At 52.4% G+C, this 15,076-nt stretch carries 16 protein-coding genes; 7 read left to right on the forward strand and 9 right to left on the reverse strand.

Going from position 1 to position 15,076, the window contains the following annotated elements; genetic code table 11:
• Positions 1-148: 148 nt before the first annotated feature.
• From QZJ86_RS18250 to QZJ86_RS18260, 3 genes are read left to right on the forward strand one after another with little or no spacing between them, the layout of a single operon-like run.
• Positions 149-601: a hypothetical protein gene (locus QZJ86_RS18250; RefSeq protein WP_301671919.1), complete on the forward strand. Its 453-nt coding sequence runs from the start codon at positions 149-151 to the stop codon at positions 599-601.
• Positions 598-1,014: a nucleotidyltransferase substrate binding protein gene (locus tag QZJ86_RS18255; protein ID WP_301671920.1), complete on the forward strand. Its 417-nt coding sequence runs from the start codon at positions 598-600 to the stop codon at positions 1,012-1,014. Before QZJ86_RS18250 ends, QZJ86_RS18255 begins: the two co-directional genes overlap by 4 nt.
• Positions 1,011-1,346, forward strand: coding sequence for a nucleotidyltransferase domain-containing protein (locus QZJ86_RS18260; RefSeq protein ID WP_301671921.1), 336 nt, complete (start codon positions 1,011-1,013; stop codon positions 1,344-1,346). Before QZJ86_RS18255 ends, QZJ86_RS18260 begins: the two co-directional genes overlap by 4 nt.
• Before the next feature lie 48 nt (positions 1,347-1,394).
• On the opposite strand, the gene QZJ86_RS18265 is transcribed toward QZJ86_RS18260, so the two are convergent.
• The 7 genes from QZJ86_RS18265 to gcvH all read right to left on the reverse strand — a co-directional run bounded on the left by QZJ86_RS18265 (position 1,395) and on the right by gcvH (position 7,407).
• Complete coding sequence (locus QZJ86_RS18265) at positions 1,395-1,724, reverse strand: hypothetical protein (RefSeq protein WP_301671922.1); 330 nt, start codon at positions 1,722-1,724, stop codon at positions 1,395-1,397.
• A gap of 102 nt (positions 1,725-1,826) precedes the next feature.
• Complete coding sequence (locus tag QZJ86_RS18270; RefSeq protein ID WP_301671923.1) at positions 1,827-4,196, reverse strand: phosphoketolase family protein; 2,370 nt, start codon at positions 4,194-4,196, stop codon at positions 1,827-1,829.
• Between the two features lie 130 nt (positions 4,197-4,326).
• Entirely contained in the window at positions 4,327-4,794 is a 468-nt protein-coding gene (locus QZJ86_RS18275) for a hypothetical protein (RefSeq protein WP_301671924.1), read from the reverse strand.
• A 4-nt stretch (positions 4,795-4,798) separates the two neighbouring features.
• Positions 4,799-5,599: a nucleoside triphosphate pyrophosphohydrolase gene (gene mazG, locus QZJ86_RS18280; RefSeq protein ID WP_301671925.1), complete on the reverse strand. Its 801-nt coding sequence runs from the start codon at positions 5,597-5,599 to the stop codon at positions 4,799-4,801.
• A complete protein-coding gene (locus QZJ86_RS18285; protein ID WP_301671926.1) occupies positions 5,596-6,528 on the reverse strand; it encodes a carbohydrate kinase family protein in 933 nt (310 codons plus the stop codon). Before QZJ86_RS18285 ends, mazG begins: the two co-directional genes overlap by 4 nt.
• A gap of 126 nt (positions 6,529-6,654) precedes the next feature.
• Positions 6,655-7,014: a diacylglycerol kinase gene (locus QZJ86_RS18290; RefSeq protein WP_301671927.1), complete on the reverse strand. Its 360-nt coding sequence runs from the start codon at positions 7,012-7,014 to the stop codon at positions 6,655-6,657.
• Positions 7,015-7,023: 9 nt separating this feature from the next.
• The gene (gcvH, locus tag QZJ86_RS18295; protein WP_301671928.1) at positions 7,024-7,407 is read right to left on the reverse strand and encodes a glycine cleavage system protein GcvH; all 384 of its coding nucleotides are present in this window, start codon (positions 7,405-7,407) and stop codon (positions 7,024-7,026) included.
• 178 nt (positions 7,408-7,585) lie between these two features.
• Between gcvH and QZJ86_RS18300 the strand changes: the two genes are divergently transcribed.
• Positions 7,586-8,611, forward strand: a complete 1,026-nt coding sequence (locus QZJ86_RS18300; RefSeq protein WP_301671929.1) for an efflux RND transporter periplasmic adaptor subunit — start codon at positions 7,586-7,588, stop codon at positions 8,609-8,611.
• 11 nt (positions 8,612-8,622) lie between these two features.
• Here the strand turns inward: QZJ86_RS18300 and QZJ86_RS18305 are convergent, their stop codons facing one another.
• Together QZJ86_RS18305 and QZJ86_RS18310 are read right to left on the reverse strand one after the other, a co-directional pair.
• A complete protein-coding gene (locus tag QZJ86_RS18305; protein ID WP_301671930.1) occupies positions 8,623-9,663 on the reverse strand; it encodes an MJ1255/VC2487 family glycosyltransferase in 1,041 nt (346 codons plus the stop codon).
• Positions 9,660-10,184, reverse strand: a complete 525-nt coding sequence (locus QZJ86_RS18310; protein WP_301671931.1) for a phosphatase PAP2 family protein — start codon at positions 10,182-10,184, stop codon at positions 9,660-9,662. The genes QZJ86_RS18305 and QZJ86_RS18310 overlap by 4 nt, the downstream gene beginning before the upstream one ends.
• Before the next feature lie 425 nt (positions 10,185-10,609).
• Here QZJ86_RS18310 and QZJ86_RS18315 point away from each other — a divergent pair, with 425 nt between their 5' ends.
• Genes QZJ86_RS18315 through QZJ86_RS18325 form a run of 3 tightly spaced genes read left to right on the forward strand, consistent with a single transcriptional unit; the run spans position 10,610 to position 15,010 of the window.
• Positions 10,610-12,769, forward strand: coding sequence for a type I restriction endonuclease subunit R, EcoR124 family (locus QZJ86_RS18315; RefSeq protein WP_301671932.1), 2,160 nt, complete (start codon positions 10,610-10,612; stop codon positions 12,767-12,769).
• Positions 12,762-13,763, forward strand: coding sequence for a PDDEXK nuclease domain-containing protein (locus QZJ86_RS18320; RefSeq protein WP_301671934.1), 1,002 nt, complete (start codon positions 12,762-12,764; stop codon positions 13,761-13,763). The genes QZJ86_RS18315 and QZJ86_RS18320 overlap by 8 nt, the downstream gene beginning before the upstream one ends.
• Positions 13,760-15,010, forward strand: a complete 1,251-nt coding sequence (locus tag QZJ86_RS18325; RefSeq protein ID WP_301671935.1) for a restriction endonuclease subunit S — start codon at positions 13,760-13,762, stop codon at positions 15,008-15,010. The genes QZJ86_RS18320 and QZJ86_RS18325 overlap by 4 nt, the downstream gene beginning before the upstream one ends.
• Positions 15,011-15,076: the final 66 nt, after the last annotated feature.

Raw genomic sequence — 15,076 nt, forward strand, 5'->3', positions numbered from 1 at the left:
GAAACTGTTTAAGGAGATACTGAAGCCAAAGCCGCCATCAAGCTCAAGGCTTTGAATACAAGCTATTCGATTGCGATTGACAGTTTTTAGGGCCGGCGACTACAGTGGCTGACCGGCAAATCTCTATCACCTTTCGGGAGCACGACTTATGAAACGCTTTTTCATATTAATTTTTCTGAGCGCCATCGGCGCAGCGCCGGCCTGGGCCGACTGGGACCCTGAACTGGAGGCGCGCGAACAAGCCGAACGCGCGGCGGCTCAGCGCGTCGAGCAGGAAAAACAACGGGAGATGCAGAAAATACGTAGCGAGGCGGAAGCCAAAGCCAATAAGGCCAGCATGGACAGCAAACGCCAAACCCTGGGCGCGGCGGCCAACGGCAAATCGGATGCGGAAGTGAATCGCTTATACGACGCCAAGATCAAACAGACTACCGAGGAGGCCAATCGCGTTGCTCAGGAGGCTCGCAGCGCGCTCAGTCAAGGCCAAGGCGCCGCGGCAGTGAAACGAGTCACCGGCAAAACGCTGCAAGAACTGGAAAACATGTCGGATCAAGAAGCCGACGCCTTGGCTCGGGAAATGGAAAAAAAGTACGGACAATGAACCGTCAAGATATTCGCTGGCAGCAGCGCTTTAATAACTTTCAGCGGGCTTTTCTATTGCTACGCGAAGCGATGGAGAAGGATTCGAACCAACTCAGCCAACTCGAAAAAGAAGGCATCATTCAGCGTTTCGAATATACCTTTGAACTGGCCTGGAAAGTCTTAAAAGACAAAATGGAAAACGATGGCATCGTGCTGGACCAGATTTCGCCAAAAGCCGTGGTCAGGCAAGCATTTGCCGCGAAATACATTCAGACACCGGAAACCTGGTTAAAGATGATAGGTGACCGCAATTTAATGAGCCATACCTACGATTTTGCTAAATTTGAAGAGGTGATTGAATCCATCCGGCACCAGTATTTACCAATGCTGGACGAATGGTATTTGGCATTATTAACGGAAATCCAAACTTGATTCGCGATCAGGGGCTTGACTCGCCCACCCTAGCCATACTGCAACGAATATTTACAAAATATCCGGCTATCGAACAAGTCAAACTCTATGGTTCACGCGCAAAAGGCACGCACGGCGACCACAGCGATATCGATTTGGTCGCGTTCGGCTTTGGTCTAAACCGCTTCGTCATCGCCGAAGTATTGATGGACCTTGACGATACTGAAATTCCCTATCTCGTCGACCTGCAAAACTACCACGAGTTAAAAAATCGCCGCTTGATCGAACATATAGACCGAGTCGGCATCACGATTTACCAAAAAAAAACGTGTATGGAAAACTCGGCCGGATAACCCAACCCTAAAAAGGAAACGGAAAACGTTACACCTAACCTGAAAACCTTACTCGCCGTCGATCTCCTGTTCCAGCAAAGTCCGCAGTTCGGCCGGCATTTCCAGGGTTTCGGGATCCCAACCCTCCATCTCCAATACATCCTTTAGACAATCTTCCATGATCCGATGGGCTTGTCGGCTGGCTGCGGCGATGCGTTCGTGCACCTTGGTTTGCAACTCGCCACGGCTACGATCCGAACAATTGGCTTGATAGTCGAACAGCTTACGCAAGCTGTCTATCTGCACGCCAACCTGCGACGGGCAGGAACACAAATAAAGGATGGCCTGGACATTGATGCGTTGCAGTTGCACATTGCTGAATCGGGTTTCTAATTTCATGCGTTGGGCTCTCGATGCGATCGTTTCTGATAATGATTAGGCTCCGGCCGTCATGGAGCGGATTTCTCCACCCATCGCGCCCGAGCCGGGCCAGCGATTGGCCTATAAAGGCCACAGCCAGTTATCAACCTCGGGCAAGTCCACGCCATATTCATAGGCATAGTTGCGGCATTCGATCTGCCGGTCGCGCAGCTTTTCCTTGACGTGGGCGCCGGCCACCCGTAGTGCCGGAATCCGGTCTATCACGTCGATCGCCAGACTGAAACGGTCGATTTCGTTCTGAATCGCCAGCTCCAACGGCGTATTGATGCTGCCTTTCTCCTTGTAACCGCGCACATGCAGATTCTTGTGATTGGTGCGGCGATAAGTCAGCCGGTGAATCAGCCAAGGATAGCCGTGGAAATTGAAGATCACCGGCTTGTCGATGGTGAACAGGCTGTCAAAATCCCTGTCGCTTAGGCCATGCGGATGTTCACTGGCCGGCGTCAGCCGATACAGGTCCACGACATTCACAAATCTAATTTTCAATTGCGGAAAGTGTTCCCTGAGCAGCATCAACGCCGCCAGCGCTTCCTTGGTGGGAATGTCGCCGGCGCTGGCCAACACCACGTCCGGCTCGCCGCCGGCATCGTTGCTGGCCCACTCCCAGATACCGATACCCTTGGTGCAATGCTTGATCGCCGCATCCATGTCCAGATACTGCACATGCTTCTGCTTGTCGCAGACGATGACGTTGATGTAATCGGTGCTTTGCAGGCAATGATTCGCCACCGACAGCAGGCAGTTGACGTCGGGCGGCAGATAAATCCGGGTGACTTTCGGGCTTTTGTTGACCACCACATCCAGAAAACCGGGATCCTGATGGGTAAAGCCGTTGTGATCCTGGCGCCAGACCGTGGATGTAATCAACAGATTCAAGGACGATACCGACGCCCGCCAGGAAATGGCTTGAGTCATCGCCAGCCATTTGGCGTGCTGATTGAACATCGAATCGATCACGTGCACGAAGGCTTCGTAGGTCGAGAAAAAGCCGTGGCGGCCGGTCAGCAAATAACCTTCCAGCCAACCTTCCAAGGTATGTTCGGACAGCATTTCCATCACCCGGCCATCGCTGGCCAGCTCGCCGCCGTCCGCATCTTCCGGCAGCGTGTCGGCCAGCCAGGTTTTCTTGCTGACTTCGTAGATCGCATCCAGCTTGTTGGATGAATTTTCGTCCGGGCCGAACACCCGAAAATTGTGCATATTTTCCGCCATGATGTCGCGCAGAAACTTGCCCAGCGGCCGGGTATTTTCGGCTGTGATCTTGCCGGGACCGGGCAAAGCTACTGCGTAATCGCGAAAATCCGGCATTCGCAAGGCCCGACGCAGGACGCCGCCATTGCTATGCGGATTGGCACTCATCCGCCGATTACCTTTCGGCGCCAAGGCTTTCAAATCCGGTCGCAAGCGGCCGTCGGCATCGAACAGTTCCTCGGGTTTATAACTGCGCAGCCAGGCTTCCAGTTGTTGCAGATGCTCCGGATTGTCGCGCACTGCGCTGAGCGGCACCTGATGAGCGCGCCAAAAACCTTCGACTTTGTGCTTATCGACAGTTTTCGGACCGGTCCAGCCCTTGGGCGAACGCAGCACGATCATCGGCCAACGTGGCCTGCTTGCCGTGCCGCTGGCACGGGCGTCGCGCTGGATGCGACGAATTTCGGTCAGACAGGTTTCCAGCGTCTCCGCCATCAGCTGGTGCATGGTTAGCGGCTCGTCGCCTTCGACGAAATAAGGCGTCCAGCCGTAACCCTTGAACAGGTCTTCCAACTCTTCGTGAGAGATCCGGGACAGCAGGGTTGGATTATTGATCTTGTAACCGTTCAGATGCAGGATGGGTAGCACCGCGCCATCGCGGAGCGGATTTAAAAACTTATTGGAATGCCAGGACGTCGCTAACGCCGCGGTTTCCGCCTCGCCGTCGCCGACCACCGCCGCGACCAGCAAATCCGGATTATCGTAAGCCGCGCCGAACGCATGAGAAATGCTATAGCCCAGTTCGCCGCCTTCGTGAATCGAGCCCGGCGTCTCCGGCGTGCAATGGCTGCCAATGCCGCCCGGAAACGAGAACTCCTTGAAGAACTCGCGTAAGCCTTCTTCATCCTCGCCTTTGTTCGGATATATCTCGCTATACGTGCCTTCCAGATAGATCGGCGCCAGCACGCCCGGCGCGCCGTGGCCGGGGCCGGCAATGAACAAGGTATTTTGATCGTACTTATTGATCAGCCGGTTCAGGTGAATATAGCAAAAACTCAAGCCGGGACTGGAACCCCAGTGCCCCAGTAGCCGGCGCTTGATATGCTTGGGCTCGAGCGGCTGCCTGAGCAGAGGGTTGTCCTGCAGATAAATCATGCCGGCCGCCAGATAATTGCAGGCCCGCCAATAGGCGTCGATGGCTTGCAGTTCGTTGTCGGACAATGCGAACGAGGTATTCATGAGGACTCCCACGGCTGTATCAAAAACGCGCTAAACGATAAAACGATCTGGCAGCATCCCGAGCGGCCTAAATCGATGGCCGACGGAGCCGACTTGGTAGACTAACTGTAGTCGCTAAACCAAACCGACGCTACTTGCGCGAGCGCTTTTTAGCGGCCGATTTTTTTGCGGATGTCTTCTTCGCAGCCTTTTTATGTGTGGCGGATTTTTTTCGTGGACTGCTGTGCTGTTGCGGCACCGGCTGCTTCACTGCGGCCGCCTTGTCCGACTCGTCGGCTGCCGCTTCGCTTTCCGGCGGAAAATCGGGCACCGCCAACGTCGCGGCGGGTGCAGCTTCGTTGCCGTCATCCAGCGTCGGGCGGTCGCAATCCGGTAGGTCTTGCTCTTCGGGCGAACAAATCACCCGATAGATGATCTTTCTATCGTTGGGTTTGGCCGGGGCCGGTGCGGCGGGATTGGCGGCCGGCGCGGTGTCGTCGGAGATTCTGCCCAGCAATTCGGCAGGCGCCTGACCGCTATATATCCATACGCTCAACAGCAGGCTCAGACGGCCAAGGATGAGTTTTGAGCGGCACTCGCAGCCGCGCACGTTCGCCATTGCTCTATGCCTTTTTCAAATGCCGTTTGGCTTCGTTCCACAAGCCGTCCAGTTCCGCCAGCTCGCAATCGCGTAAAACCCGGCCGGACGCTTCCACTTGCTTTTCGATGTAATTAAAGCGACGGGTGAATTTTTTGGTGGCTTCGCGCAATGCTATTTCCGGATTGACTTTAAGGTGCCGGGCCAGATTGACCACCACCAACAGCAAATCGCCGATTTCTTCTTGAATATGCGGCTGGTCGCCTGACTGCCAGGCTTCGTGGACTTCCTGCAATTCTTCGCGGACCTTGTCGAACACCGGCTCGGCTTCCGGCCAGTCGAAACCATGGCTGGCGGCGCGATTCTGGATTTTCTCGCACTGCACCAAGGCCGGCAGACTATGGGCAACGCCGTCCAGCACGCTTTCAGTCTGCACAGGCTTTTTCAAACGCCGTTCCTGAGCTTTGGCTTCGTCCCAGGCTTGTTGGCGTTGTTCGTCGCTGTCGAATTTGGCATCGGCGAACACATGCGGATGCCGACTGACCAGCTTTTCGCCGATCGCCGCAGATACCTGCTCGAAATCGAACAAGCCGCGTTCTTCGGCGATGCGCGAGTGAAACACCACTTGCAACAGCAAATCACCCAGCTCGCCGCGTAAATCGTCGAAGTCGTTACGCTCGATGGCGTCGGCGACTTCGTAAGCTTCTTCGATGGTGTAGGGAATCAGGCTGTAAAAATCCTGCTTGACGTCCCAGGCGCAACCCTTTTCAGGGTCGCGCAAGCGAGCCATCAAGGCCAGCAGTTCCTGGGTTTTATTCAGACTCAAAATGTCGAACCGAACGTGTCCTGATAGCGTTGTTTGAATTCCGCCATCGTAAAGGTGTGGTTCTGGGTACCGTTATGCTCGATTTTGATCGCGCCCAGCAAGGAAGCAATGCGACCAGTGACATCCCAATCGTAATCGTTGATCAAACCGTACAGCAAACCGGCGCGATAAGCGTCGCCGCAGCCGGTCGGATCCAGCACTTGTTTAGGCGTGGCCGATGGAATTTCGATGCATTCGCCGCGAGTGTAAATTTTGGAGCCTTTGGCGCCCATGGTGATAATCAATGCGTCGACTTTTTCGGCGATTTGTTCCAGAGTCAAGCCGGTGCGCTGTTGCATCAACTCCGACTCATAGTCGTTGAAGGTAGCGTAATTCGCTTGCTCCAGGAATGCCAGCAACTCCGCGCCGTCGAACATCGGCATGCCTTGGCCGGGATCGAAGATAAACGGAATGCCTTGCTCGACGAATTGTTGCGCATGTTCTTGCATGCCCTGCTTGCCGTCCGGCGAGACGATGCCGATGCTGATTCCAGCATCCAGCGGCACCGTATTGAGATGCGAAAAACTCATCGCGCCGGGGTGGAAAGCGGTGATTTGGTTGTCGTCTTCGTCGGTGGTGATGTAAGCCTGACCGGTGTAATGATCGTCCAACACTTGAATATAACGGCTGGAGATGCCGCATTGGCTCAGCCATTGCGCATAAGGTTCGAAATCGTGGCCGACTGTGGCCATGATCGATGGTTCTTCTTGCAACAGCTTCAAATTGTAAGCGATGTTACCGGCGCAACCGCCGTATTCGCGGCGCATGGCCGGCACCAGGAAAGAGACATTCAAAATATGCACTTTCTCAGGCAAGATGTGATGTTTGAATTTATCGTGAAACACCATGATGGTGTCATAGGCCATGGAGCCACAGATCAATGCACTCATTATTATCCTTTTGTTAAAAAATTTCGGCGGAGGCTAAGGTAACGGATGTTGGAAACAGGCACAAGGCGAAAAGTGAAAAGCGAAAGACGACGACAGCTATATGGCCTTTCGTCTTTCGCCTTTTTCTTATAACAAAATCAACGCCCAGGTCACGCCCGCCCAAATCAAGGACAGCATTACCGCCGCCGAGCCGATGTCCTTGGCTCGGCCGGATAACTCGTGATGCTCGAAACCGACGCGGTCCACCACAGCTTCCACTGCGGAATTCAACAACTCCACCAGCAATACCAAGACTACACTGCCGATCAACAAGGCTTTTTCGATAGCGGTGTGGCCCAGCCAGATCGCCAGCGGCGTGGTCACCACGAACAGCGCTACTTCCTGGCGAAACGCCTCTTCATGTTGCCAAGTGGCCTTGAAGCCGGCAATCGAGAAAAAACAGGCATTGATCAGCCGCTTAAATCCCTTTGCATTTTGATTTGCCATAGACCGGTCCTATTCCTCGATCAGATTCTTGTATGCCTCTGCATCCAACAGTTGTTCCAGTTCGGCCGGATTATCCGCTTTGATGGCAAACAGCCAGGTTTGATAAGCACCGTCGTTGACCAGCTCCGGTTCGTCTTGAACCGCCTCGTTGACGGCTACCACGCTGCCGCCGACAGGACTGAACAGGTCGGACGCGGTTTTGACCGATTCCACCACCGCCAATTGTTCGCCCTGCTTCACTACTCTGCCCACATCGGGCAAACCGATAAAAACGATGTCGCCCAGCTCGGACTGCGCGAAGTCGGTAATCCCGACCCGCACGAGGTTGCCGTCTTCCAGCTTGGCCCATTCATGGGTCTGGGCATATCTCAGATTTTCTGGTGTTTCACTCATTTGCATTTCCCTCAAGCCTTAACAGTAATCGAAAAGGATAACCGGCTATTTATTTAACACAACAAAAAATTACAAACCCGGCCGGCCCAAACTCTATAATCTCCGCCGACCCGAACATGAGCCGACGCTATCCGGCCAGTGTGGCGGAGCCAGTCTTTAAACCACCTTCGATGAATTCATGCGCATTGCACTTCCCCTGATTTGCCTGTTTGGCGTCGCTACTCTGCTTACCAACACCGTATCGGCGGACGATGACGATACCGCGCCGCGCCAGCAAACCAAGCCGGCCGCAGTCAGCAACGACCCAAATATCTTGCAGTTGGACCAAGCCGGCCAGAAATTAGCCGGCATTCAAACCCGGTCGCTGATAGCCGTCCAGCAAACACCGGAATTTACCGCTTACGGCACAGTGCTGAATCCGGAACCCTTATTAAATATTCGCCAGCAATACCTGGCTGCCAGCGCGCAACAAGACAGCGCCCAAGCCCGTTATAGCGAGGCGGCGCAAAACTTGAATCGCACCCGCGACCTGCATCAACAAGACATCGTCTCCACCCGCCGCCTGCAGGAACAACAGGCGGTCTGGCAAGCGGACAAAGCCAATCTGGCGTCCAATAGTTATCAGCAGCAACTGATCGCCGCCAATAGCCGATTGCTTTGGGGAGACACCTTAAGTAGCTGGTTTACCAGCGCTCAGAATAAAAACGCCGCGCAACTACTGGAACATCGCGCGCAATTGCTACAAATCACCCTGCCGGCCAATCACCTGCTCGATCCGGCGGTCAGCGTTATTCATATCCACGAGCGCGGCCAACGGCAGGCCGCGTTGCCCGCCACGCTGATTTCCGCCGCACCGCAAGTCGACCCGGTGTCGCAAGGCCCGCGCTATTTCTTCAAATGCGAGCCGTGTCGCTTGCCGTTCGGTGCTCATGTCACCGCCTGGCTCCCGGAAGGCGGCCAAGCCAGCAGCGGCGTCAACATTCCACAATCTGCCCTGGTCTGGCATTTGGGGCAGGCTTTTGTATTCGTCAAAACGGATGCCGAACATTTCAGCCGCCGTCCGCTCAGCCAATATACCGCCAACAGCCAAGGCTATTTCGTGGCAAACGCCTTGCAACCGGGCGAGGAAATCGTCACGACCGGTGCGCAAACCCTGTTGTCGCAACAATTGAAAGGACTGATACCCGACGAGGATAAGGACTAGCAGCGACGGGCTTAGCGCTTGATCTGCAACACCTCAACCGTGTCCCAAACCTGTTCGACAAATTCGGCATCCATCGCCGGCATGCCGTCCTTGAGCCATTGCACGATGATTTTAGCGATATTGGGATAGGTGACATGCACCGCGTGCGGATTGTGTAGCCAATCTTCGATCACCGCATCCTCCAGGTCGTACATGGTGTGGCCGTAACCCAACTGCTTTAAGGCTTCGGCGTTGGAAATCTGCTCCATTTGCGAATGCAACGGCTTGACCAGAATCTTCTTGCCCAATTGCAAAGACTCGCTGGCCAGCTCGAAACCGGCATTGCTGATGATACCGGCACAATCGTACAAGTCTTTTTGAAAACCTTCTCTGGACAGCGGCTTGCAAACGATGTGCGAATATTTCGACACCGCCGGTTCCGGCGAGTAAACATGAAACTCAAAGTTTTCGAACGGACACAACAGCGTGATCACCGCTTGCGGGTCCTCGAACGGCAAATAGACGATGATCTTATTGGCCCGGCTGTTTTGTGGAAACTCGGGCGTTTCGATAATCGGCGGCAAGATCGGCTGGCCGAAATGATGCCAGTGCAAGCCAATACCGATGTCGGCCGGCGCAAAGTATTTCATCACTTGCTCGGCGATTGGGTCGCCGCCGGCCCGCGGAATACCGTGTTTGAATGCATATTGATGACCGATGCCCAACACTTTTTTCTTTTGCCTTTTCGCGGCCCAGGCGGTAACGGGCTCGAAATCGCTGATCACCAAATCGTAGCCGCTCAAATCCAGGTTATTGATGTCTCTGACAAAGCGAATCGGGCTGGCTTCCAAGGCGGTTTTCAGATAACTGACCTGGCCCTTGTGAGTGTTAAAGGTCAAACCGGTCTTGACTTGGTAGCCGTTGAACACTTCCATGTCGAAGTACTTGTCGGCCGGCCGACCGCTGAATTGAAAAGTCACATCGAAACCAGCCGCGTACAGTTCTTTTGCCATGACTCGAGCACGGGTGATGTGGCCATTACCCGTGCCTTGCACGCCATAAAATATTTTCATAATAAGAGATAATCGAGACTAAAAATGGCGGTACCGACGCCCAGCACCACGCCCATCAGCGTGTCGGTGGGAAAATGCACACCCAACACGACTCTGGAAAACCCGACCAGCGCCGCCCACAGGTAAAGCGCCGGCAATAAATCCGGCAGGAAGTAGCCGAGTAAGGTGGCCACCATGAAGGCCGCCGAGGTGTGCCCGGACGGAAAGCTGAATTGGTCGGCAGGCCTGACCACGCTGCAAAAATTCTGCAATACTTGTTGTGGGCGATTGCGCTTGAAGCCTTTTTTCAGCAGCAAATACACCGGCCTTTCGATCAAAAACGCCAGAACCATGGCATGCAGCAAAACGTCGTCAACGCCCTGGTCCCAGCACAACCAAGCGGCAACCAGCACATACAAGAAACCGTCGGCGGTTCGAGAAATAGTCCGGCACAAACGCACCAAACTGGCGTGTATCGCGACATTGTTTAACCAAGTAAACATCGTCACATCGTATTTGTGAATCGAGTAAATCAGCTTCATGGCATGCCCCTCGCTCATTGCCGCGCGTGTCGACCGCGATCAACGCGCAGCGGTTGAAAATCGTCGATTTTCCGTTCAATACCTATTTCCCTGTTGACGGAGCCAGCTTAGAGCGAGTTTGTGACAATTAGATGACGTTTTATTTAAGGTTGCATGACAAAAGTGCCGCCCCGGCGGCCTGTCAGGCCTCATTATTTCATGAAATAAATCTCACAATTCTTGTACGAAATTTCATATTTTATGAAATAAGCTTCGAAATGGTCCGCTTATGGCGGACCATTTTTTTGAGCGCTAGAAAGATAGATAAGCGATTGCTTGAATGTCATTGTTCTACCGCCTTTGCGCTCCCCCTCTTAAAAGGTAGAACTCTAAGATCGAGTACAATAACGACGTATCCATTGATAACGTTTTTTTGAAAGTTGCAAATGACCCTAAAAGAGAACCAAATCGAGCAAAGGTTAATCGGCAAGTTGACCGATCTTAAATACAACCCGCGCCCCGACATCCGCGACCGCGAATCGCTAGAACAAAACTTCCGCCAAAAATTCGAGGCGTTGAACCGTGTTCATTTGACCGATGCAGAATTCGCCCGCCTGCGCGACGAACTTGTCACCGCCGACGTGTTTACCGCCGCCAAAACCCTGCGCGAACGGAATTACTTTCAACGTGAAGACGGCACCCCTTTACATTACACCCTGGTCAATATCAAAGACTGGTGCAAAAACGACTTTGAAATCGTCAACCAGCTGCGCATCAACACCGATAACAGCCACCACCGTTATGACGTGATTCTGCTGATCAACGGCGTGCCGGTCGTGCAGATTGAGCTTAAAACCCTCCAGGTCAGCCCTCGCCGGGCGATGGAGCAAATCGTCGAGTACAAGAACGACCCCGGCAACGGCTATAGCAACGCGCTGCTGTGTTTTATGCAGTTGTTTATCGTCAGCAACGAAAGCAATACCTATTACTTTGCCAACAACCACCGCCAGCACTTCAGCTTTAACGCCGACGAGCGCTTTTTGCCCATTTACCAACTGGCGGACGAAGCCAACCAAAAAATCGCCCACTTGCACGATTTTGCCGACACCTTTCTGGCCAAATGTACGCTGGGCCAAATGATCAGTCGCTACATGGTCTTGGTCGCCAGCGAGCAAAAGCTGATGATCATGCGCCCGTACCAAATCTATGCGGTCAAGGCGATAGTCGATTGCATTCATCAGAACCGGGGCAATGGCTACATCTGGCACACCACCGGCAGCGGCAAAACCCTCACCTCGTTTAAAGCCTCCACGCTGCTCAAAGATAATCCGGATATTGAAAAATGCCTGTTCGTGGTGGACCGTAAAGACCTGGATCGGCAAACCCGCGAGGAATTCAACCGCTTCCAGGAAGGTTGCGTCGAAGAAAACACCAACACCGAAACCCTGGTGCGGCGCATGCTCTCCGAAGACTACGCCGACAAAGTGATCGTCACCACTATCCAAAAGCTCGGCCTGGCACTGGACGAAAACAGCAAACGCAACCAAACCAACAGCCAAAAAGGCAAGCCCACCTACAAGCAACGCCTGGAACCGCTACGCGACAAGCGCGTGGTGTTTATCTTCGACGAATGCCACCGCTCGCAATTCGGCGAAAAGCCTTGGGGCAATATCATCGATTTCCGCTATCAGGAAGACGCCGTCGATGAAGCGATTAAATTGTTTTCCGGCAAAGACCAAAACCGCGCTAAGGAAATCTGGTTGGTCGAACCCGCCCCCGTGATGGTCAATAAACTTAGAAGCGCCGTTGATAAGCTCGCTACGTTTATGAAGACGCAAGGCCTCGACTGTACACCGGAACAAGTCGCCAACCTGAAAGGCGACAAAGCCCGCGCCGACTTCATCAACCACTTTAAAGAAGTACAGCGCCTCAAAACCAGACTGGATCAATACACCGACTTGGGCGAAGAACAGCACACCCAAGTCGAGCAACTGCTGCCCGCAGATACCTTGCGCAGCTTTAAAGGTGTCTATCTGGATACCGCCCAACGCCTGAAAGTCCAACAAGGCAAAGGCAATGACAGTACCAGTACGGTGGAACAACTGGAATTTGAATTCGTGCTGTTTGCCTCGGCGGTCATCGATTACGACTACATCATGGAACTCATCGCCAAATCGACACAAGGCCCGAGCAAACAAAAAATGACGCGTCAGGAGCTGATCGACAAAATCAGTTCCGACGCCAACTTAATGGAACAACGTGACGACATCATTGACTATATCAACAGCCTGCCCGTGGGTAAAAGTCTGAGCGTAACCGCCATTCATGAAGGCTACCAAGCCTTCAAAGCCGCCAAGGCCGCCAGCGACTTGTCCTTCATCGCTGATAAACACCGTCTTGAGCCACCAGCGTTGCAAGCTTTTGTCGATACCATCATGAACCGGATGATTTTCGATGGCGAAAAGCTCAGTGATCTACTCAGCCCCCTGGAACTAGGCTGGAAAGCCCGCACCCAAGCCGAACTGGCCTTGATGGATGACTTGCTGCCCTTATTACACAAACTAGCCCAAGGCCGCGAAATTTCGGGATTGGCGGCGTATGAATAAACCGGCCATAGCCAACCCCGTGTTCAGCGAAGTGCTGCAACACATCCAGCAAGCGCGGCACAAAATCTTTAGCCAAGCCAACACGGCCCTGATTGACCTGTATTGGCAAATCGGCCTTACCATCAGCCACAAAGTGCAAAGTGAGGCCTGGGGTAAAGGTGTAGTCACCGAACTGGCGCACTATATTGCGCACAACGCCCCAGACGTCAAAGGCTTCAGCGACAAAAACCTCTGGCGCATGAAGCAGTTTTACGAAACCTATCAGGCTGATGAAAAACTCGCATCACTGGCGAGAGAATTGCCCTGGACACACAACACCATTATCTTTTCCCGCTGCAAAAGCGCCGAAGAACGCAGGTACTACCTGACGATTGCGCGTAGCGACAGACTCAGCAAGCGCGAGTTGGAGCGACAAATAGATGCCGCACAATTCGAGCGCAGCCTGATGAGCGCAAAACTCTCACCACTGGCGAGAGAATTACATCCCGACATTCAGCAAACCTTCAAAGATCAGTACGTGCTGGAGTTTTTGGGCTTACCGGAAACCCATAGCGAAAACGATCTGCAAACCGCACTGATCCGGCACATGAAGGCCTTTATTCTGGAACTGGGCAGCGACTTTATTTTCATGGGCGAACAATTCCGCCTGCAAGTCGGCAATCAGGACTTTTATATCGACCTGCTGTTTTACCACCGAGGCCTGTCGGCATTGGTGGCCTTCGAACTGAAAATCGGCAAATTCTCGCCGGAACACATGGGCCAACTGAGTTTTTACCTGGAAGCGCTGGATCGCGATGTCAAAAAACCGCACGAAAATCCCAGCATCGGCGTCTTGCTGTGCCGCGACAAAGACGATGAAGTCGTGGAATACGCACTATCGCGTAACCTGTCGCCAACCTTGATCGCGCAATACCAATTGCAACTGCCGGATAAAAAACTGATACAGGCCAAGTTGCATGAACTACTGACGCAAGAACGAGAGGGTGAGCGATGAATGAACCCACGAAAAAAGGTTTGGTGCCTGAGTTGCGGTTTCCAGAGTTTCGGAATGCGGGAGAATGGAAAGAGAGAAAGCTAAAGCAGGTTTGCGATATAAACCCAAAGGCTTCAGTGCTACCGGACAGTTTTATCTACATTGATCTTGAGTCAGTTGAAGCTGGTGTTTTACTTCAGAAAAAAACAATTCAACTTGAAGGTGCGCCTAGTCGGGCTCAGAGACTCTTGAAAAATGGGGATGTTATTTTTCAGATGGTTAGACCTTACCAAAAGAATAACTATCTTTTTCGACCTATTGATGACTTTGATTATGTTGCGTCTACTGGCTATGCGCAATTAAGGGCACACCAGTCGAATACATATCTATATCAATACATACATAACGAGCGATTTGTCGATAGAGTTTTAGAAAAATGTACAGGCTCTAACTATCCAGCAATTAATTCGAGCGACTTAGCAGGAATAAGGCTGGAAATTCCGCAACTAGAAGAACAACAAAAAATCGCCGATTGCCTGTCTTCCATCGACGAACTGGTCACCGCACAAGCCCAAAAAGTCGAAGCCCTCAAAGCTCATAAAAAAGGCCTGATGCAGCAGCTATTCCCCGCCGAAGGCGAAACCGTCCCCAAACTGCGCTTTCCTGAGTTTTCGGGTGAATGGGAATATAAAAGTTTAGAAGATGTAACGAAAGAACCAATATCTTACGGAATTGTTCAAGCTGGATTGCATATTGAAAATGGAGTGCCTTATATTAAAAGTTCTGATGTTGGTGGAATAATAGATTTGAAAAAGCTTCAATGTACCAGCAATGAAATACATCATAAATATCGCCGTTCTGCTGTTCATCCAAACGACATAGTATTTTCTTTAAGAGGAAATATAGGGCAAATGAGCATTGTTCCAGAAGAAATAACCGAAGCTAACTTGACTCAAGGAACAGCAAGAATTTCTGTTAATACTGAAAACAGTACATTATTTGTTTACTTTCAAATAATGAGCGATGTGGTTATCAATCATATAAATAAAAAAAGCAAGGGAAGTACATTTCAAGAAATTTCTTTAGGGGAATTACGAAAAATTAGCATTATGGTTGCATCACTTGCAGAACAACAAAAGATCTCCGCCTGCCTGTCTTCCATCGACGACCTTATTAATGCTCAAACACAAAAACTCGCCACCCTCAAAACCCACAAAAAAGGCCTGATGCAGCAGTTGTTCCCCGCAGTGGACGAGGTGGCTGGATGAGTAGTGGGTTATTAATCAGCATTGCCCTCGTTTCGCTCCCTCCCCTGATAAGGGGAGGTCTGGGGA

The sequence above is a fragment of the Methylomonas montana genome, from assembly GCF_030490285.1.
Lineage (GTDB): Bacteria > Pseudomonadota > Gammaproteobacteria > Methylococcales > Methylomonadaceae > Methylomonas > Methylomonas montana.